The organism is Glycomyces halotolerans, assembly GCF_054779575.1.
In genome coordinates, this window is sequence record NZ_BAAGXZ010000019.1 from 41,552 (window position 1) to 59,719 (window position 18,168).

Genomic DNA, 18,168 nt, shown 5'->3' on the forward strand with positions numbered 1-18,168 from the left:
AGCGGACTCGCATTATCGTTAACACTCGCAGTGGTCTCCACGGCGACCGACCCTCCGCTCACACCGCTCCGCCGGCCGGCAGCTCCACCCGGAGCTCACCGGCCGCCTCGATCTCGGCCGCCCCCGCCGTCTGCTCGGCCAGCCAAGCGGTCAGGGCCACCGCATCGGCGCAGGCCAGATCGAACCGCACCTCCGCGCCGAAATCCACTTCCGACAGCCGCACGTCACCACGGCCGCGCAGCAGACCCTCCAGAGCACCCGCCTGCGCATACCCCACCGTCACCCGCAACCGCGACCACACTGCCAGCGCCACCACGCCGGCCTCATCGACCGCCGTCGACACCGCCGCGCCATAGGCCCGCACCAGACCGCCGGCCCCGAGCTTGACGCCGCCGAAGTACCGCGTGACCACCGCCAGCGTGTCGATCAATTCCCGCCCGCGCAGAACCTCCAGCATCGGCGCCCCGGCCGTGCCGGCCGGCTCCCCGTCATCGGCCGACCGCTGGACACCGTCCAGCACATAGGCCGTGCAATTGTGAGAAGCCTCCCAATTCGCCTTGCGGTGAGCGGCGATCCGCTCACGCGCCTGCGCCTCGGAGGCCACCCGGTAGAGCGTGCAGACGAACCGCGACTTGTTCACGACCGTCTCACTGGTGTGCTCATCGGCGGCGAGGGAGTACACGCCACTACCCCACGACGCCGTGTTCCCAGGCCCAGGCGGCGATCTCGACGCGGTTGCGCGCCGAGAGCTTCATGCGGATCGCCTCAAGATGGGTCTTGACCGTCGAGACCGACACGAACAGCGCCTCGGCGATCTCGGCGTTGGTCCGCCCCCGCGCCACCTGCTCGACCACGTCGAGCTCGCGCTCGGTCAGGATCCGCTCGGCCCCCGAACCGGACGCCACCGGCTCGCTCAACCGCTCCAGCAGCCGCACCGTCACCGACGGCGACACCAGCGACTCACCGTCGGCCGCCGCCCGCACGGCCTCGACCAGCAGCGTCGGACCCGAGTCCTTCAACAGAAATCCCGTCGCGCCCGAGCGCAGCGCCCCGTAGACGTACTCGTCGGTGTCGAAAGTGGTGACCACCACGATCCGCGGAGCCGACCCGTTCGACTCCGCCAGCAGCGTCCTGGTGGCCTCCAGGCCGTCCAGACGCGGCATGCGGATGTCGAACAGACACACGTCGGGCCGGAGTTCCCCAGTCAACGACACGGCATCCACACCGTCAGCGGCGTCGGCCACCACTTCCATGTCGGATTGCGCGTCGATGATCGCCCGGAACCCGGCCCGCACCATCTCCTGATCGTCGGCGATGAGCACTCGGATTGTCACACGTGCAGACTATCGGCCGACGCCTGCCAACTCGAGCTCGCCGGTGGTGGTCAAGGCCGAGGGGATGTCCGCGGCATTCTCCATCTCGCCGACGCCGACCAGTTCGAACTCGCCGGTGGTGGTCAAGGCCGCCGGAACGGCCGCGGCATTCGCCATCGAAGCGTTCGCGGTGGTCTCGCGGTACCGGACGAACAGGGTCACCGAGACCATGACCAGCCACGAGACTTCGAGGAGAATGAGCCCCCAGTCCTCGCCCATGATCGCCGAGGACAGGAGGATGATGCCGCCGGAGGCGACGATGAACAGCGACGTAGGCTGGGTGGCCGAAATACGCCGAATTTGGATGAGGATGTAGTTCACGACGCAGAGCAGCGCTCCGCTGATCTGCAGCACCATGCGCAGGTCGAGGTCCGGCATCTCGGGTCAGCTTTCCAATCGTGCATGAGGTTGAGGGCAGGAGAATCGGGCACGACGACGCAGCCGCAATGGCTGCGGCGTCATGTGGAAAGGGGGCTTGGGGTGAGCCCGCGGCCTTAAGCGGCGGCGGGCTGCTGAGACGGCCGGCTCCGGGCGGTCACCACGGCCCGGGATCCGCGCAGTTCCCTGGTCTGGAGGGAACCGCAGCCGCAACGGGTCCACATGGTGACCCCCGACGGCGACGAATGGACTGACACGGTGGTCACCGGCTCATCGTCGGGCCTATCGCAAAACGGGCAGCGCAGCATGGGCCTTCCTCCTCACAGAGTGCCTGGAATTCAATGGATGGTGCGGGTCGAAGAGCCCGCCTCTCGAATGTAAGTCCTCTATCGCCCGGGGGACAACACGGCGGCCGCTCGAGTTTGCGAAACTCATCGTGAAGTGAAGGCTTAAACATTGGAGGGGCTGCTCCCGTGATCGATCTGCGCCGACTCCATGTGCTGCGCGCCATAGCCCACCACGGGACCGTCTCGGGCGCGGCCAAGGCACTGCACATGTCGACCTCTGCCGCCTCTCAACAGATCCGCCTGCTGTCAAAGGAACTGGGCGTGCCGCTGCTCGAACCGCACGGACGCCGCGTGCGGCTCTCCTCCGGCGCCCAAGTGCTGCTGGCCCACATCGACGCGATCGAAGCCATGTGGCGCCTGGCCGAAGCCGAACTCCAGGCCACCGAAGGCGAACCGTCCGGACTGCTGCGCCTGTGCGGCTTCCCGACCGCCATCGCCACGCTCCTGGCGCCGCTGGTCGACCGGGCCCGCGACCGCTACCCGGCGATGGAACTGCGCCTGCGCGAAGCCGACGCCACCGAAAGCTTCGACCTGCTGTTCGCTGGCGAGGCCGACCTCGCGCTGGTGGAGGCCACACCCGACAATCCGCCTCCCGAGGACATCCGTTTCGACTCGCAGACGGTCTTCAACGACCCGTTCGACCTGGTGGTGCCCGGCGGTCACACCTACGCCGAACTCGAGGCGGTCGATTTGCGGTCGCTCGAGCGCGAGCCGTGGGTGCTCGGCGTGCCCGGATCGATTCACCGCCGGCATGTGCTGACGGCCTGCTCGAACGCCGGATTCCGGCCGACGATCGTCGGCGAGGCCCGGGAGTGGACCGTGATCGCGATCATGGTGGCACATCACCTGGGCGTGGCGCTCATTCCACGGCTGGTGGACCTCCCGCCGCACCTGGACCTGGTCCGGGTGCCGGTCTCGGGGCCGTTCACGCCGTTCCGGCACTTCAGAGCGGTCACATTGCGCGGCGGTCAGGCGCGCCCGGCCGTGTCGGCGGTCATGGAGCTGCTCGGCGAGCTGGTGCGCGAGGCCGAGGGCATCGGCCCGGCGCCCGACGACTACGACGAGGTCGTCTGAAACCGCAAGCGGCGCTTTTCGATCGGTTGCCAGGTGGCAGCGGTGCGAGATCCTGGGCGCGATCGGCACGGCCGGGGGTGCACTTCGGCTAGTCTGGCGCCATGTCTGCGAGCGATATCGGTGCGGCTCCGGCGACGGCCCCCATTCACCTGCGCGTCCGCGGCGGCGCGACGCTGTCGGGTTCCATCGACGTCAAGACCTCGAAGAACGCCGGGGTCGCGCTGCTGTGCGCGAGCCTGCTGAACCGCGGCACCACCACGCTGCGGCACGTGGCGCGCATCGAGGAGGTCAACCGGATCCTGAGGGTCCTCGGCAGCATGGGCGTGCGGTACCGCTGGCTCGGCATCGACGGGGACCTGGAGATCACCCCGCCCGAGCGGCTCGACCTGTCGAAGATCGATGTGGACGCCGCCAGGCGCACCAGGTCGATCATCATGTTCCTCGGGCCGCTGCTGCACGACTACGAGGAGTTCGAGCTGCCGTTCGCCGGGGGCTGCGAGCTGGGCGACCGGACCGTCGAGCCGCACATGGTGGCGCTGCGGCGCTTCGGCCTGTCGGTGGAGACCTCGCACGGGTGCTACCACGCCTCGGTCAAGGACGAGGTCGAGGCGCCGGAGTCGATCGTGCTGACCGAGCGCGGGGACACGGTGACCGAGAACGCGATCATGGCCGCCGCCAGGTACCCGGGGGCCACGACCATTCGCAACGCCTCGTGCAACTACATGGTCCAGGACCTGTGCTTCTACCTTGAGCGCCTGGGCGTGCGGATAGAAGGGGTGGGTACGACCACCCTCACCGTCCACGGACGGCCCCAGATCGACGTGGACGTGGACTACGCGCCTTCTGAGGACCCGATCGAGGCGTGGAGCCTGATCGCGGCGGCGATCGTGACCGAGTCGGAGGTCACGGTCAACCGGGTGCCGATCGAGTTCGTCGAGATCGAGCTGGCGTGCGCCGAGGAGATGGGGCTGCGGTACTCCTGCGGCGAGGAGTACCTGGCGGCGAACGGGCGCACCAGACTGGTGGACGTCACGGTCTATCCCTCGCAGCTGCACGCTCCGATCGACAAGATCCACCCGATGCCGTTCCCGGGTCTGAACATCGACAATCTGCCGTTCTTCGCGTTGATCGCCTCGTGCGCCGAGGGCTCGACGCTGATTCACGACTGGGTCTATGAGAACCGCGCGATCTATTTGACCGAGCTGAACCGACTGGGCGCCAGAGTCCGACTGCTCGACCCTCACAGAATCTATGTGGACGGTCCGGTGCGCTGGTCGGGCGCCGAGGTGGTCTGCCCGCCGGCGCTGCGCCCGGCGGTCGTGCTGCTGCTGGCGATGCTCCGGGCCAAGGGCACCTCGGTGCTCCGGCATGTCAACGTCATCAACCGCGGCTACGAGCAGCTGGTCGAGCGCCTGCGGAAACTCGGGGCCGAAATCGAGGTCTTCTGGGACGACTGAGACGCCCGATTTGTGTGAGACTGCAGCAGGTGGCTCCGTCTCGCCTCGGCGGCGCCGTCGACGTCCACGGTCGCCCGGAACCGAAAGGATATCGAGCATGGACATCGCTCCGAACGTCCCGCCGCACGCCTTCGCACTGCAGAGCCTCATGCGCAGCCACCTGCGCCACCTGGACAAGGACGACGCCGACGGACTGGCGACACCCCAGTGGACCGCCGCGGTCGAGTCCGCCCGGACCGTGGCCGCCATCAAACCCCCCGGCCGGGAACTCGGGGCCGGCGACATCCCCATGATCGTCGGCACCGGTTCCCCGCACGTCAAACGGCACCTGTACTGCTCCATGCCGTGCTCCCAGGAGCTGGCGACCAAAGCCGACGAGTCCGAAGTGGCCATCTTCACATACAACCGGCGCGGCCGCATCCAACCGGTCAACCGCACCGCCGCCGACCGCCAGGCCAAGGCCTGGTACCCGCCGGCCAAAGCGATCGCCCCGATGCGCCTGTTCGACGACGAGCACTGGGAGCCGGTCGTCCAGGCCACCGGCGACAGCGGCCGACCGAGCCTCTTCGAAGCCGCCGCGGGATGGGTGGTACTCCTGCTCCTCATCGCCTTTCTCGGCGCCTCCGGCTACATGGCACTCCGCTTCTTCGGCCTCCTCTAAGGTCACTCCGCATTGTTTTTCGGTGAGTGCGCGGGCGGAGCCCGCGCGCCTTTTCGGTTTGGCCTTAAGGTGAGGAATGCGACGAGGTCACTTACCTCGGAGTCGATATATCTCTTAATCCATCAACTACTTCGCCGCTCCCTGGGTCGACGCACCGCGGCCCCATGTGGAATCGGCACGCCGAGAACGCCGTTGCGACCCTGAAGATCGTCGCCGATGACGCGGGCGGAGCCCGCGCTCCTCATTGGGGTGTTCGAATGCGGCGGACGCTGACAAATGCTTCTTACATTGGTGTCGATATATATTGCAGTTTCTGCCATAATGGACGCATGTTGAAGATGGCGATACTTGGATTCCTGCGGGACTTCCCGCTGCACGGGTACGACCTCAAGAACCGCGTCGCGGCACTGGCCGGCCACGTCCGCCCCATCGCGGACGGCACCCTCTACCCGACCATCAAGAAGCTCGAAGAGGCCGGCTGCCTCACCAGGCGCACCGCGCCCGGCTCGGTCGCCGCGCCCCGCCATATGCTCGAGATCACTCAGGACGGCACCGACCAGCTGCGCCGCTGGCTGCGCAACCCCGAGCAGACGTTCATCACCGACGACAACAAGTGGTACGTCCTCCTGGCGTTCATGCACCACCTGGAGAACCCGCGCGAACAGGCCATCGTGCTGGCCAGGCGGCGCGAATTCCTCCATCAGCCGACCCAGCTGTTCTTCGACGAGCACGGCAGGCCCGTGCCGCCCGAACTGCTCGAATCACCGTTCCGCAAAGGACTCATGCAGATCCACCGCTCGGTCAACCTCACCGAGATCGAATGGCTCGAGCGCCAGATCGGCGAACTCAACCGCCGCGCGGGCTACACCGCCGTCCGCCAGCGCGCCGGCGACTAGGCCCTAGTTGAGGATGTTCGCCAGCAGCACGAAGAAGACCACGAACAAGATCACCACCGAAGCGACGGTCACCAGCACCGCCGGCTCCTGGTGGAGGGGGCGCCTGGCGGGCTGCTGCTGGGCCATCGGCTGCGGGGTGGTGGCCTGCGGGCGCATCGGCGTCTGCGGCGGCAGCATCTGCGGGGCCTGCACGGGCGGGCGCGGGCCCGCGTTCATGCCCGCCGACGGCGAGACGGGCCCGCCGGAGGTGGGCCCTGCGGGCGTCTCGGGGTGGGCCGGGCCGGTGGAGGCGCGCACGGCGCCTTCGACGACGACGGTCTCGGGCTGTTCGAAGGTCTGCGGCGGCACGCCGAGCTTGGTGTGGATCAGCTGCGAGATCATCGGGATGCGCGAGGAGCCGCCGACCAGGAAGATGCCGACCAGGTCGGCCGGGTTCATGCGCGCCGATCCGATGGCCCGCTGGAGGCAGTCGACGGTGCGCTCCAGGTGCGGGCGGGCGATGTCCTCGAATTCGGCGCGCGTCAGGTGGGCGTCGACTTCGAGCGCGGGCAGGTGGATGTCGGCGCTGGCGGTGCGCGAGAGGGTCTCCTTGGCGCCGCGGACGTCCTCGTAGAGCATGCGCCGGTAGCGGCGGTCGCGGTCGTCGGCGGGGCTGAGCAGGCGGCGCCAGTCGTCGGGGTGGGAGACGCCGTAGGTCTTGCCGAGGTGTTCGACGATGCCGTGGTCGAAGTCGAGGCCGCCGATGTCGCCGATGCCTTCTTCGGAGAGGACTTCGAAGCCGGTCTGGGTGCGGCGGACGACGGTGGCGTCGAAGGTGCCGCCGCCGAGGTCGTAGATGGCGAGGCTGCGGCCGGGCGGGACGGCGGTGCCGAGCACGGAGGTGAAGTAGGAGGCGGCGGCGACCGGTTCGGGGATGAGCTGGGGCTGGGGCAGTCCGGCGAGGCGGGCGGCGTCGACGAGGATCGAGCGGCGGCGTTCGCCCCAGCGGGCCGGGTGGGTCAGGCGGACCTGTCCGGGCATCTGGCCGGCTTGGCGCTGGGCTTCGAGGGCGACCTGCTGGAGGACGTAGGCGAACACTTGGGGCACCGGGATCTCGGAGGCGCCGAGGAAGATCGAGCCGTCGTCGATGCGGCGCTTGGGGTTGGGCTCGAATCGCGCGGGGTCCATGCGGGCGTTGCGTTCGGCGTCGCGGCCGACGAGCATGCGGCCGTCGGAGTTGTAGTAGACCGCCGAGGGCAGGATCGGCGCACCGTCGAACAGGAGCGGCCGGACGCGCCCGTCGGCCGAGCGCAGCACGGCGACGGTGTTCGAGGTTCCGAAATCGATTCCGAGCACGTGCATGTGAGAACTCTCCCTCGGCGATGCTTGCGAGCCGTAAATGAGCCAAGTCTGCCCACACCTTACTGGTGCCGCGCATCGGCGATGAGACCCTGTCAGTGTTCACGCGGGCGATGAGAGGCGTTCACCGGGACGGTGGGAGGATGGCTGTCTGCCCTTGTCGGAGCTCCCGTGGCACTCGCCCGGCCCGGTATTCGAAAGCGAGCCCGAAGTTGTCCTTGCTCATGGAATCACAGCCGCGTTCGACCCGTCGCGAACGGATCGGCTGGTACGCCTACGACTGGGCGAACCAGCCGTTCATCACGACGGTCATGACGGTGCTGGGCACGGTGTATCTCACTCGCCTGGCGTCGGTGGCCGCCGGCTGCTCGGAGGGCTGTTCGAGCGTGCGGGTCGACGTGTTCGGGGCGGCGGTGCCGATCGGGTCGCTGTGGGCGTACACGACTTCGGCTTCGGTGCTGTTGACGGTGGTGGCGCTGCCGATCGTGGGGGCGGCGGCCGATCGGACCCGCTACAAGCGGCGGATGCTGGCGGTGTTCGCCTTCACCGGGTCGGCGCTGGTGTTCGCGTTCATCTTCGTGGCGGCCGATTCGGGGCAGTATCTGCTCGCGGCGTTCCTGGTGCTGGCCGCGAACGTCTGCTACGGCGCCTCGATCGTGGTCTACGACTCGTTCCTCCCCCAGATGGCCGGCCCGAATGATCGGGACCGGATGTCGGCGACCGGGTGGGCCTTCGCCTACTTGGCGGCGGCGGTGTTCTTGGCGCTGAACCTCGTTTCGATCAACACCGCGCAGGCGTTGGGGGTCTCGGAGCTGACGGCGGTGCAGTACGGCATAGCCGCGACGGGGCTGTGGTGGGCCGGTTGGACGCTGTTCGCGTTGGTCAGGCTCCCGGACCGCCGGCCGGTGGTGGACACGACGGTGCCGCTGCTGCGGCAATTGGGGTCGACGCTCGCCGAGATGCGCCGCTATCCGCACACGCTGCTGTTCTTGGCGGCGTTCCTGCTGTATTCGGACGGGATCTCGACGGTGCTGGCGATGGTGGGCACCTACGGGGACCAGGAGCTGCTGCTGGGCGCCGACGCGCTGGTGCTGGCGATCCTGCTGGTGCAGTTCGTCAATTTCGGCGGCGCTTTGGGCATGAAGCAGATCGCGGTGCGCATCGGGGCGTACAAGACGGTCATGCTCGGGCTGGTGGGCTGGAGCGGCATCGTCGTCGCGGCCTACTGGCTGCCGGTGGGGAACGTGCTGGCGTTCCTGGGGCTGGGGGTGCTGCTGGGGTGTGTCATGGGCGGCACGCAGGCGCTGTCGCGGTCGCTGTTCAGCCAGTTGGTCCCCGCGGGCAAGGAGGCGGCGTACTTCGGGGTGTACCAGATCGCCGATCGGGGCACTTCGTGGATCGGCCCGTTGATGTTCGGTCTGGTCGTGCAGTTCACCGGGAACATGCGGGCCGGCGTGGTGGGGCTGGTGGCGTTCTTCGCGCTGGGTCTGCTGCTGTTGGCGCTGGTGCCGATGCGTCGGGCGATCGAGGCGGTCGGGAACACGCCGCCGCACCGGCTTTGACGATCCGCGCTCGCGTTGCCACATAGCGGTACACTGTTCCCGTGCTTTGGGACACCGTTACCGGCGTGGGAGTTCGCCGTGGCGGAAATGAGACGGTGTTGTGTCACACTTCAAGGGGACGACCGTGGCGACCGAAGCCCTACCGCGTCAGACTTGGGGGTCGGCGTCAGGAAACATTCGGACGGGCCACGGCGTTGCACACTGCGAACCCCCGCGATTCGGCGTGATGGGCGGGGCGGCCGAGAAGGCCGGCAGCGTTTTTCCGGGCAAGTGCTCAAGAAAGTGCAGGGGAACATGGGCGACAGAATGCTGAGGGGCTCGCGTCTGGGGGCCGTCAGCTACGAATCAGACCGCAACACGGAGCTGGCCCCGCGCCAGACCCGCGATTACGTGTGCCCGCAGGGCCACCGTTTCGAGGTGCCCTTCGCGGTCGAGGCCGAGATCCCGCTCACGTGGGAGTGCCGTCTCGACGGTTCCACGGCCAAGCTCGTCGACGGCGAGGAGCCCGAGACGAAGAAGACCAAGCCGCCGCGCACGCACTGGGACATGCTGCTGGAGCGCCGGTCGATGGAGGAGCTCGAAGAGATCCTCGACGAGCGTCTCCAGGAGATGCGCGCCCGCCGCGGCGAGAACTAGCGGTCAAGCGGCTCACGGGCTCCGGTCACTCTAGGGACCGGGGCCCTTTTCCGTGCCCGGATTCGGGTCCGGCGTCGCGCTCGTCGAGCACCTCGCCGTCGATGACGTCGCCGCCGCGGCGGCGGCCGAACCGCAACGGCGGGGTCCGCGAGGCCAGGTAACGGCCCAGGCCGCGGAAGAGCACCCGCGTGGGCGGGAACAGCAGCAGCACTCCGGCCAGGTCGGTGACGAACCCCGGGACGATCAGGCAGATCGCCCCGGCCACGGCGTAGCCGCCCGGCGGCCGGCGCGACGGATCGCCGCCGGAGTCGAGGTACTCGCGCGCGGCCTTGAGCGACTTCGCGCCGGCGTACTGCAGCGCGGCGAGGCCCAGGAGACTGGTGGCGATGAAGACCAGGACGGTGTAGCCGGCGCCGATCAGGTGGGCCAGCCCGAAGAACGCGGCGGCCTCGGCGACGATCCACCCCGCCAGCGCCAGCCGAATCGGATAGGGCGCCCTGGTCGGGGTCTGCGGCGTTCGGCTGTGGGTCACGCTTCGATTCTGCCACGCCTGAACGCGTTCCGCAGTCGCCGAGTGCGGTGGGCCAGGCCCCAGCGGGTGACGTTGCGGAGCGCTTCGACGGTGATGGAGCGGTTCATCTTGGAGGCGCCGGCGCGTCGTTCGGTGAAGGTGATGGGGACTTCGCGGATGGCGAGGCCGGCTTTGACCGCGCGCCAGGTGAGGTCGATCTGGAAGCAGTAGCCGATGGAGGCGACGGTGTCGAGTTCGAGCTTGTAGAGCGCGTCGAGCCGGTAGGCGCGGTAACCGGCGGTGACGTCCTGCACATCGAGGCCGAGCAGGAGGCGGGTGTACATGCCGGCGCCGCGGGAGAGGGCCAGGCGGTGGAAGGGCCAGTTGCGGACGCGGCCGCCGGGGATGTAGCGCGAGCCGATGGCCAGGTCGGCTTCGTCGAGGGCTTCCAGGAGGCGGGGCAGGTCGGCTGGGTCGTGGGAGCCGTCGGCGTCCATTTCGACGACGGTGCGGAAGCCGTGTCGGGAGGCCCAGTCGAAGGCGGCCAGGTAGGCGGCGCCGAGGCCGTGCTTCTCGGGCCGGTGGAGGACGTGGATGCGGTCGTCGCGTTCGGCGAGGGTGTCGGCGAGGTCGCCGGTGCCGTCGGGAGAGTTGTCGTCGACGATGAGGACCTCGAGGGTGGGGCAGGCGGCGCGGGCGGCCGCGACCGTGTGTTCGAGGTTGTCGATCTCGTTGTAGGTGGGAATGGCGACGAGCGCCGGGCCGGTGTCGTTGCCGGTCGTCGGCCGGTCCGGAGTGGTGCTCATGACGGTGCTTTCTTGGTGGGGCTACGTCTCCGCTGGCGTCGACGTGGCGGTGTCCGGCCGGTGCCGGTCGGCGCGGCGGTGGCGCAGGCCGATCGCTCCGGCGGCCACCAGTGCGGCCGCGGCGGCGCCGGTGAGTGCTGCTTCGGGCAGGATACCGGCTCGCGTGGCCGGTGTGGACCGCTCGGAGAGGGTGAGATCTTTTTGGATCACGGCGGCGGTGTTGAATCCGGTGGCCTGGTGGACCGTGCCGGTGTGGTCGGTGAAGCCCGAGACGCCGACGGTGGAGGCCATGAGGCCGTCGCGGCCGTGTTCGATCGAGCGCATCCGGACCATGGCCAGTTGCTGGCGGGCTTCGGCGGTGTTGAAGGTGGCGTTGTTGGTCTGGACGGCCAACAGCTGGGAGCCGTCGCGGACGGAGGCGGTGGTCTCGGCGTCGAAGGCGATCTCGAAGCAGATCAGGCCGGTGAGGGTCGTGTCGCCGACTTCGATGACGCCGGGTTCGGTTCCGGCCTCGAAGCCGGCGACGGAGTCGATGCCGTCGGCCATGCGCTGGTCGATCCAGCCGGCGACGGTGCGGAAGAAGTCCTTGTGGGGGACGTATTCGGCGAAGGGCACCGGGTGGCGTTTGGCGTACTGGAAGACCGGGCCGTCGGCGGGGTCCCAGACGATGCTCATGTTGTAGCGCTCGCCGTTGTCGCCGTGGACGATGCCGCCCAGGACGATGGGCGCGTCGATGGCGGCGGCGGCCTGGCTGATCAGGTCGTGGGCGTCCTGGTTGCGCAGCGGGTCGATGTCGGAGGCGTTCTCGGGCCAGACGACCAGGTCGGGTCGTTCGGCGGTGCCCGCGTCGACGGCTTCGGCGAGGTCGAAGGTGGCGGTGACGTGGTTGTCGAGGACGGCGCGGCGCTGTGCGTTGAACTCCAGGCCCAGGCGCGGCACGTTGCCTTGGACGACGGCGACGTTGATCGTGGGGCCGTCGGGGGCGGTAGCGTCGGTCGGGAGGGCGGCGGGAGCGAGAGTGGTCAGGGCCGCGGCGGCGATGAAGGAGGCGCTTTTGCGCCAGTCGGGGCGGCGGTGGACGGCGGTCAGGAGCAGGCCGCCGGTGAGAGCGACGGTGAAGGTGACCAGGGGTGCGCCGCCGAGCCATGCGGCGGCGGCGGTGGGCGCGTCGGCTTGGCTGAAGGCCAGGCGGCCCCATGGGAAGCCGCCGAAGGGCTGGCGGTCGCGCAGGGCCTCTTGGGCGACCCAGGCGACGCCGGTCAGCGGCGCCCAGATCCAGCGGTGGCGGTCGATGAGGCGGGAGCAGGCGGCCAGGCCGGCGCCGAGCAGGCCGGTGCCGAGCGCTTCGAGGGCGCCGAGGAAGACCCAGGGCCACTGGCCGACCTGCGTGGAGGTCCACGACAGCAGCGGCAGGAAGAACGCCAGGCCGTAGACGAAGCCGAGGCCCAGGCCGGCGCGGAGGCGGCGGCGGTGCACGGCGGCGCCGAGGCCGGCGACCGAGATCGCCGCGAGGGGCCACCAGCCGTAGGGCGGGAACGCGGGGACGGCGAGGGCGCCGGAGAGCGCGGCGAGCGCGAGCGCGGCCGGGAGGTTGAGGCGGGGGCCGAGGGGGGTGTCGGTGAGCGGCCGGCGACGGGGCCGCGGAGCGGTTTCGGGCTCGTCCGTGGCCGCGCGGTCGTCGATGACGGTGCTCATCGAGGTGCTCCTTGTGCGTGTCGGGGGCTGATCCAGCCTACCCGCAGGGACGGCAAAGGGGCGTAGCTGTGTCCGGCTACGCCCCTCGCACGGGTTTCTCCCAGTCCCTGTACGGCCGGTGTCCCCGGCGGCGTCGGCTGGTGATCTTCGGACCAACTCGCAGCCGTCTGGCTGACCGACTGCGGGTTGTTGTCTAGGGATCACCTACGTCTGCTGCGGGTCCACCACCGGCGACCGGCTCGCCTTCCTCCGCCGACCCCCGCGATCTGGACCTGGCCGCCGACAGCAATGCGGCCGCGTTGCTGTCTTGTCCAGTCTGCGTGGGAGCAAAGCAAGTCGAGTCGCCCCCGACGTTCGGCGATTGCCCGTTTCGGGCTGATCGCCGAGGACCAGACCACCGTAAGCCAAACCGCCCCGTCGGCGTCAACCGGGTGGCGATATTGGCCCGGCAATTTTTCTCACGTCGCTGCGCGCGTTCGCATCGGCGCAGGTCACGACTCGTCGTGGATGACGCGGCCTCCGGCGACGGTGGTGGCGCACTTCGGGTGCGGGACGGCCGGGTCACTCAGATCGGGGAGGGCGTCGTCGGTGAGATCCCACACGGCGAATTCGGCGCGCATGCCCGGTGACAGGGCGCCGGCGTCGTCGATGCCGAGGGCGCGCCAGCCGCCTCTGGTGGCGGCGGTGAAGGCGGTGGCGGTGCCGAGCCGGTGCCGGGGGTTGTGGTGTCGGACGGCGGCTCTGACGCCGCCCCAGGGGTCCAGGGGGGTGACGGGGGCGTCGGAGCCGAAGGCGAGGGGTACGCCGACGCCGGAGAGGGAGGCGAGGGGGTTGGCTTCGAGGGCGGTCTCGGTGCCGAGACGGGCGGCGTACATGCCGGAGGCGCCGCCCCAGGCGGCGTCGAAGGCCGGTTGGACCGAGGCGTGGAGGCCGTAGCGGACCATGCGGGCGGTCATGGCGGTGTCGAGCAGTTCGGCGTGTTCGATGCGGTGGCGGGCCTGGCGGAGGGCCTCCAGGCCGATGGCGGTCTCGGCGTCGTCGAGGCCGTCGAGGACGGTCGCGATCGCGCCGTCGCCGATGGCGTGGAAGGCCGCGCTCATGCCGACGCGGTGGCAGTCGGCGAGGTGGTCGCGGACCTGCCTGGCGGTGAGGTAGCGGGCCCCGGAGGTGGAGGGGTCGTCGCGGTAGTGCTCGCGCAGGCAGGCGGTGCGCGCGCCGAGGGACCCGTCGACGGACAGGTCGCCGCCGCAGCCGTGGGCGCCGAGGTCGCGGGCCTTGTCGGCGGCGCACAGTTCGCCCCACCAGGCGTAGACGTGCGGGTTGCCCGGTTCGGCGCCGAGGGCGACCAGTCCGGTGAACTCGGTTTCGGCGTGGGGGTCGGCGTCGGCGGGGACGGCGTGCTCGACCACGGCGGCGATGCCGAGGCTCGCGGCCCGGTCGAGGGCGGCCTGGGCCAGGGCCAGGCGCTGTGAGACGGGGACGGCGCTGTTGAGGGCGGCGCGGGCGGCTTTGTGGGCGTCTCGGGTGAGGACGCCGGCGGGGTCGAAGCCGTCGAGGGCGGCCAGTTCGGGGTGCTCGGCGAGGACGCGGGGTCCGGCGATGCCGGTGTGTCCGCAGGCTCGGGAGAGGTAGGCCAGGCGGCCTCCGGCGGCGTTCTCGACTTCGCGTGCGGTCGGCGTGGCCGGGTCGTCCCAGGTGGTCTCGTCCCAGCCGTGGGCGAGGACGAGCGCGTCGTCGGGGAGCGCGGCGGCGTGGGCGGAGACCTTCTCGAGCAAGGCCGCGGCCGAGGCGGGGCCGGCGAGGTGGAGTCCGGTGAGGGTGGCGCCGGTGCCGGTGAGGTGGACGTGGGAGTCGACGAACGCCGGCGTCACCAGCGCTCCGGCGAGGTCGACGGTCCGGTCGGCGCTCGGGGCTTCGTCGTCGGCGCCGACCCAGGTGATGGTGTCGCCTTCGACGATGAGGGCGGTCGCGTCCGGGCTGGTGGGGCTCAGTACGCGTCCGCCGCGCCACAGTGTCTTCTGGAGGCTCATGCCTCGTATTGTCTCAGTCCACCGGATGCAGGACGCGGTGGAGGAAGCTCCGCGCGCGTTCGGTCCTGGGTTCGGTGAGGACTTCGCCGGGCGGGCCCTGTTCGACGATGACGCCGCCGTCGATGAACACGACGCGGTCGGCGACTTCGCGGGCGAAGCTCATCTCGTGGGTGACCACGAGCATGGTCATGCCTTCGGAGGCCAGGCGCTTCATGACGCCGAGGACTTCGCCGACCAGTTCGGGGTCGAGGGCGCTGGTCGGTTCGTCGAACAGCATGAGTTTGGGCCCCATGGCCAGCGCGCGGGCGATGGCCACGCGCTGCTGCTGGCCGCCGGAGAGCTGGGCGGGTTTGGCTTTCTCCTTGCCTTCGACGCCGACTTCGTCGAGGCGGTGGCGGGCTTCGGCTTCGGCGTCGGCGCGGGAGCGGCCGAGGACGCGGCGCTGGGCGATGGCGACGTTGTCGAGGATGGTCAGGTGGCTGAAGAGGTTGAAGTGCTGGAAGACCATGCCGATGTCGCGGCGGGCGGCGTCGAGGTCGACGTCGGGGCCGATCATGTCGTGGCCCGCGGCCAGGACGGTGCCGGCGGTGGGGGTCTCCAGGAGGTTGACGCAGCGCAGCAGCGTGGACTTGCCGGAACCGGAGGGGCCGATGACGCACACGACTTCGCCTTCGGCGATGTCGAGGTCGATGCCGCGGAGGACTTCGTGGTCGCCGAACCGCTTGTGGAGGTTCTTGATGGAGACCAGCGGCGCGTTCACTTGTGGCCCTCCCTGTTCTCGAGTCGGCGGGCCAGCGCCGAGAGCGGGACGGTGAGCAGCAGATAGAGCAGGCCGCCGACCAGCAGCGGGGTGGCGTTGGCGGTGGTGGTCAGTTCGGAGCGGGCGAACTTGGTCAGTTCCATGGTGGCGGTGGTGACGCCGAGGACGTAGACGAGGCTGGAGTCCTTGGTGAGCAGTACCAGTTCGTTGGTCAGCGGCGGGACGACGATGCGAAGGGCTTGGGGCAGGACCACGGTGATCATGGTGCGGGTGTGGCTCATGCCGAGCGACCGGGCCGCCTCGATCTGTCCTTTGGGGACTGCTTGGATGCCGGCGCGGACGCTTTCGGCGATGTAGGCCGAGGAGGTCAGGCCGAGGCCGAGGGCGACTTGGCCGTAGACGCCGCCGGGGTACTGGATGCCGGGGAATGCCTGGGGCACGCCGAAGCCGACGAGGAAGAGCACCAGCAGGGCCGGCAGGCCGCGGAAGACTTCGACGTAGACGGTCGCGAACCAGCGGTAGGGTCCGAAGCCGGAGGTGCGCATCAGGGCGATCGGGACGCCGACGACCATGCCGAAGGCGAAGGCCAGGAGCGTGTAGGCGACGGTGTTGCCGAAGGCGGTCCAGACCGCCGGGAACATGCCCGCGGCGATGTCGGTGCGCAGGAAGGCGTCGGCGATGCGGCCCCAGTCGGCGAAGACGGCGATGAGGACGACCGCGGCCGCGGCGACGGCGTATTGGGCGGCCCGGGACAGGCGCCGCCGTTGGCGGACCGTCAGGCCGCTGGTGGTCTCGGCGGTCACTATTCGGCGTTTTCCTCGGTGTAGGGCTCGTGGAACCACTTCTCGTAGAGCTCGGCGTAGGTGCTGTCCTCGAAGGCCTCGTCGAGCATGGCGTTGACTTCGGCGAGGAGTTCGTCGTTGCCCTGCTGGACGGCGAAGGCGTAGTGCTCGTCGGTCTCGATGGACTCGACGAGGGCGAGGTCGTCGGAGAGCGAGACCATCTCGGTCCAGGTGGCCAGGTCGGCGATGGAGGCGTCGGCGCCGCCGGAGGTCAGGGCGGAGACGATGTCGCCCATCGACTCGTAGGAGACGACTTCGAATCCGTGCTCCTCGGCGATGGAGTTCGCGTGGGACTCGCCGGTGCTGGCGGACTGGACGGCCACGCGGGCGCCCTCGAGGTCGTCCAGTCCGCCGATGTCGCCGCCTTCGACGGCGACGAGCGCCTGGTCGGCGCGGAAGTAGGCCTGGGACATGGCCATGGCCTCTTGGCGTTCCTCGGTGATGGAGATCCCGGCGGCGGCGATGTCGCAGGTGCCGGAGTTGAGGGCCGAGCCGGACTGGATCGCGTCGAAGTCGATCTCGACGACCTCCATCTCCTGGCCGAGCCGGTCGGCCAGCAGTCGCATGAGGTCCATGTCGAAGCCGACGTACTCGTCGCCTTCGCGGGATTCGAACGGCACGAAGGGCACGTTCGTGCAGACGGTCAGGGTGTCGTCGTCGCCGGTGTCGGACGTGCATGCTGCGGCCAGGCCGGTCCCGATCAGGGCGAGGGCGGCGACAGCGCGGGAGATGGTGTTCACCGAGGCGCTCCTTGTTCTGTGCGGATGGGACCCGTTCTCGCGGACCGGGCACCTTCCATCGTCTGGCAATTCGCCCGGAATATGGCCGGTTTCGCGTTTTGCGGCGACCGAAAGCGCCGCGGCGGCCCGGCGCCGCCGACGGGTGAAGCCGACGGGCGTCGCGTTCGGGTTGTGGGACAGTGGTTGGCATGCTCATGCTCATCGACGCCGCTTCGCTGTGGTACCGGGCGTACTACGCGCTGCCCTCTTCGATCAAGGCGCCCGGCGGGGCGCGGTCGGGTGCGGTGCGCGGCTTCTTCGACGGCCTGTCCGTGCTGGTCAGGCGCTACTCCCCCACGGGTCTGGTGTGCTGCCTGGAGGGCAATTGGCGGCCCGAGTGGCGCACCGGCCTCATGCCGGGCTACAAGTTCGCCCGGGCCAGGGAGGACGGCTCGGAGGACACCCCGGAGGGCCTGGACGAGCAGGTCGCGGCCATTGAGGCGCTGCTGCCCGCGCTGGGGGTCGCGACGGCCTCGCACCCGGACTACGAGGCCGACGACGTGATCGCCACGCTCGCGGCGCGCACGGCCGAGCCGGTGTGCGCGGTGACCGGCGACCGGGACTTGTTCCAGCTCGTCGACGACGAGCGGGGCCGCACCGTTGTATACCTCGCGCGCGGGATATCCAAAGCCGAATTGTTCGATGCGGAGGCCGTGACGGCGAAGTTCGGCGTCGGCCCCGACCACTACGTCGACTTCGCCGTGCTCCGCGGCGACCCCTCGGACGGCCTGCCGGGCGTCAAGGGCATCGGCGCCAAGACCGCCGTGAGCCTGGTCAACGCCTACGGCGGCATCAGCGGCATCCGGGCCGCGGCACTCGACGAGGGCTCCGACCTGCCCGCACGCCAGCGCGCGGCGATCCTCGAGGCCGGCGACTACCTCGACAAGGCCCTGGCGGTCTCGACCGTGGCCGACGACGTCGACCTGCCGCTGACCGACTCGGCGCTGCCGGCCGGCCCGGCCGACGCGGACCTGGTCGCCGAGCTGACCGAGCGGTGGGGCATCGGATCGGCGATGCGCCGAT

Annotated in this window: 17 protein-coding genes and 1 pseudogene; 7 read left to right on the plus strand and 11 right to left on the minus strand. The window is 69.8% G+C overall.

All coding sequences use genetic code 11. From position 1 onward, the window contains the following. Nucleotides 1-58 precede the first annotated feature (58 nt). The 3 genes from ACYVL2_RS15430 to ACYVL2_RS15440 are packed head-to-tail and all read right to left on the minus strand — an operon-like array spanning nt 59 to nt 1,751. On the minus strand, nt 59-682 hold the full coding sequence (locus ACYVL2_RS15430) for an IMPACT family protein (RefSeq protein WP_460544891.1): 624 nt from the start codon (nt 680-682) through the stop codon (nt 59-61). A 4-nt stretch (nt 683-686) separates the two neighbouring features. Continuing rightward, nucleotides 687-1,334: a transcriptional regulator gene (locus tag ACYVL2_RS15435; RefSeq protein ID WP_460544893.1), complete on the minus strand. Its 648-nt coding sequence runs from the start codon at nt 1,332-1,334 to the stop codon at nt 687-689. A gap of 9 nt (nt 1,335-1,343) precedes the next feature. Beyond that, nucleotides 1,344-1,751, minus strand: a complete 408-nt coding sequence (locus ACYVL2_RS15440) for a hypothetical protein (RefSeq protein ID WP_460544895.1) — start codon at nt 1,749-1,751, stop codon at nt 1,344-1,346. A gap of 473 nt (nt 1,752-2,224) precedes the next feature. On the opposite strand from ACYVL2_RS15440, the gene ACYVL2_RS15445 reads away from it, so the two are divergent. The 4 genes from ACYVL2_RS15445 to ACYVL2_RS15460 all read left to right on the plus strand — a co-directional run bounded on the left by ACYVL2_RS15445 (nt 2,225) and on the right by ACYVL2_RS15460 (nt 6,186). Continuing rightward, on the plus strand, nt 2,225-3,172 hold the full coding sequence (locus ACYVL2_RS15445) for a LysR family transcriptional regulator (protein ID WP_460544897.1): 948 nt from the start codon (nt 2,225-2,227) through the stop codon (nt 3,170-3,172). 101 nt (nt 3,173-3,273) lie between these two features. Further along, nucleotides 3,274-4,629, plus strand: a complete 1,356-nt coding sequence (locus ACYVL2_RS15450; RefSeq protein ID WP_460544899.1) for a UDP-N-acetylglucosamine 1-carboxyvinyltransferase — start codon at nt 3,274-3,276, stop codon at nt 4,627-4,629. A gap of 97 nt (nt 4,630-4,726) precedes the next feature. Further along, on the plus strand, nt 4,727-5,290 hold the full coding sequence (locus ACYVL2_RS15455) for a hypothetical protein (RefSeq protein ID WP_460544901.1): 564 nt from the start codon (nt 4,727-4,729) through the stop codon (nt 5,288-5,290). Between the two features lie 329 nt (nt 5,291-5,619). Beyond that, nucleotides 5,620-6,186: a PadR family transcriptional regulator gene (locus tag ACYVL2_RS15460; RefSeq protein WP_460544903.1), complete on the plus strand. Its 567-nt coding sequence runs from the start codon at nt 5,620-5,622 to the stop codon at nt 6,184-6,186. A gap of 3 nt (nt 6,187-6,189) precedes the next feature. Here ACYVL2_RS15460 and ACYVL2_RS15465 read toward each other — a convergent pair whose 3' ends face one another. Beyond that, nucleotides 6,190-7,527, minus strand: coding sequence for an Hsp70 family protein (locus ACYVL2_RS15465; protein WP_460544905.1), 1,338 nt, complete (start codon nt 7,525-7,527; stop codon nt 6,190-6,192). Nucleotides 7,528-7,748: 221 nt separating this feature from the next. Between ACYVL2_RS15465 and ACYVL2_RS15470 the strand changes: the two genes are divergently transcribed. Next, nucleotides 7,749-9,086, plus strand: coding sequence for an MFS transporter (locus ACYVL2_RS15470; protein WP_460544907.1), 1,338 nt, complete (start codon nt 7,749-7,751; stop codon nt 9,084-9,086). A gap of 294 nt (nt 9,087-9,380) precedes the next feature. After that, on the plus strand, nt 9,381-9,722 hold the full coding sequence (locus tag ACYVL2_RS15475) for an RNA polymerase-binding protein RbpA (RefSeq protein WP_460544909.1): 342 nt from the start codon (nt 9,381-9,383) through the stop codon (nt 9,720-9,722). Between the two features lie 25 nt (nt 9,723-9,747). Here the strand turns inward: ACYVL2_RS15475 and ACYVL2_RS15480 are convergent, their stop codons facing one another. The 7 genes from ACYVL2_RS15480 to ACYVL2_RS15510 form a co-directional block, all read right to left on the minus strand. Then, complete coding sequence (locus ACYVL2_RS15480; protein ID WP_460544911.1) at nt 9,748-10,254, minus strand: FxsA family protein; 507 nt, start codon at nt 10,252-10,254, stop codon at nt 9,748-9,750. Further along, nucleotides 10,251-11,039 carry a polyprenol monophosphomannose synthase gene (locus ACYVL2_RS15485; RefSeq protein WP_460544913.1) on the minus strand — a complete coding sequence of 263 codons (789 nt, stop codon included), beginning with the start codon at nt 11,037-11,039 and terminating at the stop codon, nt 10,251-10,253. The genes ACYVL2_RS15480 and ACYVL2_RS15485 overlap by 4 nt, the downstream gene beginning before the upstream one ends. Before the next feature lie 21 nt (nt 11,040-11,060). Continuing rightward, nucleotides 11,061-12,734 carry an apolipoprotein N-acyltransferase gene (lnt, locus tag ACYVL2_RS15490; protein ID WP_460544914.1) on the minus strand — a complete coding sequence of 558 codons (1,674 nt, stop codon included), beginning with the start codon at nt 12,732-12,734 and terminating at the stop codon, nt 11,061-11,063. Nucleotides 12,735-13,225: 491 nt separating this feature from the next. Continuing rightward, nucleotides 13,226-14,764: an amidohydrolase gene (locus tag ACYVL2_RS15495; RefSeq protein WP_460544916.1), complete on the minus strand. Its 1,539-nt coding sequence runs from the start codon at nt 14,762-14,764 to the stop codon at nt 13,226-13,228. A 13-nt stretch (nt 14,765-14,777) separates the two neighbouring features. Beyond that, the gene (locus tag ACYVL2_RS15500) at nt 14,778-15,524 is read right to left on the minus strand and encodes an amino acid ABC transporter ATP-binding protein (RefSeq protein ID WP_460544918.1); all 747 of its coding nucleotides are present in this window, start codon (nt 15,522-15,524) and stop codon (nt 14,778-14,780) included. Further along, on the minus strand, nt 15,521-16,327 hold the full coding sequence (locus ACYVL2_RS15505) for an amino acid ABC transporter permease (RefSeq protein ID WP_460544920.1): 807 nt from the start codon (nt 16,325-16,327) through the stop codon (nt 15,521-15,523). The genes ACYVL2_RS15500 and ACYVL2_RS15505 overlap by 4 nt, the downstream gene beginning before the upstream one ends. Beyond that, complete coding sequence (locus tag ACYVL2_RS15510; protein WP_460544922.1) at nt 16,327-17,106, minus strand: type 2 periplasmic-binding domain-containing protein; 780 nt, start codon at nt 17,104-17,106, stop codon at nt 16,327-16,329. Before ACYVL2_RS15510 ends, ACYVL2_RS15505 begins: the two co-directional genes overlap by 1 nt. 194 nt (nt 17,107-17,300) lie before the next feature. On the opposite strand from ACYVL2_RS15510, the pseudogene ACYVL2_RS15515 reads away from it, so the two are divergent. Continuing rightward, nucleotides 17,301-18,098: pseudogene (locus ACYVL2_RS15515) on the plus strand (5'-3' exonuclease); the annotation flags it as partial. Between the last annotated feature and the right edge of the window lie 70 nt (nt 18,099-18,168).

Bases quoted from the DNA above. Each gene is read 5' to 3' on its own strand.
- ACYVL2_RS15470 (WP_460544907.1), top strand. From the start codon at position 7,749: ATGGAATCACAGCCGCGTTCGACCCGTCGCGAACGGATCGGCTGGTAC.
- ACYVL2_RS15440 (WP_460544895.1), bottom strand. From the start codon at position 1,751: ATGCCGGACCTCGACCTGCGCATGGTGCTGCAGATCAGCGGAGCGCTG.
- ACYVL2_RS15475 (WP_460544909.1), top strand. From the start codon at position 9,381: ATGGGCGACAGAATGCTGAGGGGCTCGCGTCTGGGGGCCGTCAGCTAC.
- ACYVL2_RS15455 (WP_460544901.1), top strand. From the start codon at position 4,727: ATGGACATCGCTCCGAACGTCCCGCCGCACGCCTTCGCACTGCAGAGC.
- ACYVL2_RS15460 (WP_460544903.1), top strand. From the start codon at position 5,620: ATGTTGAAGATGGCGATACTTGGATTCCTGCGGGACTTCCCGCTGCAC.
- ACYVL2_RS15485 (WP_460544913.1), bottom strand. From the start codon at position 11,039: ATGAGCACCACTCCGGACCGGCCGACGACCGGCAACGACACCGGCCCG.
- ACYVL2_RS15495 (WP_460544916.1), bottom strand. From the start codon at position 14,764: ATGAGCCTCCAGAAGACACTGTGGCGCGGCGGACGCGTACTGAGCCCC.
- lnt (WP_460544914.1), bottom strand. From the start codon at position 12,734: ATGAGCACCGTCATCGACGACCGCGCGGCCACGGACGAGCCCGAAACC.
- ACYVL2_RS15465 (WP_460544905.1), bottom strand. From the start codon at position 7,527: ATGCACGTGCTCGGAATCGATTTCGGAACCTCGAACACCGTCGCCGTG.
- ACYVL2_RS15450 (WP_460544899.1), top strand. From the start codon at position 3,274: ATGTCTGCGAGCGATATCGGTGCGGCTCCGGCGACGGCCCCCATTCAC.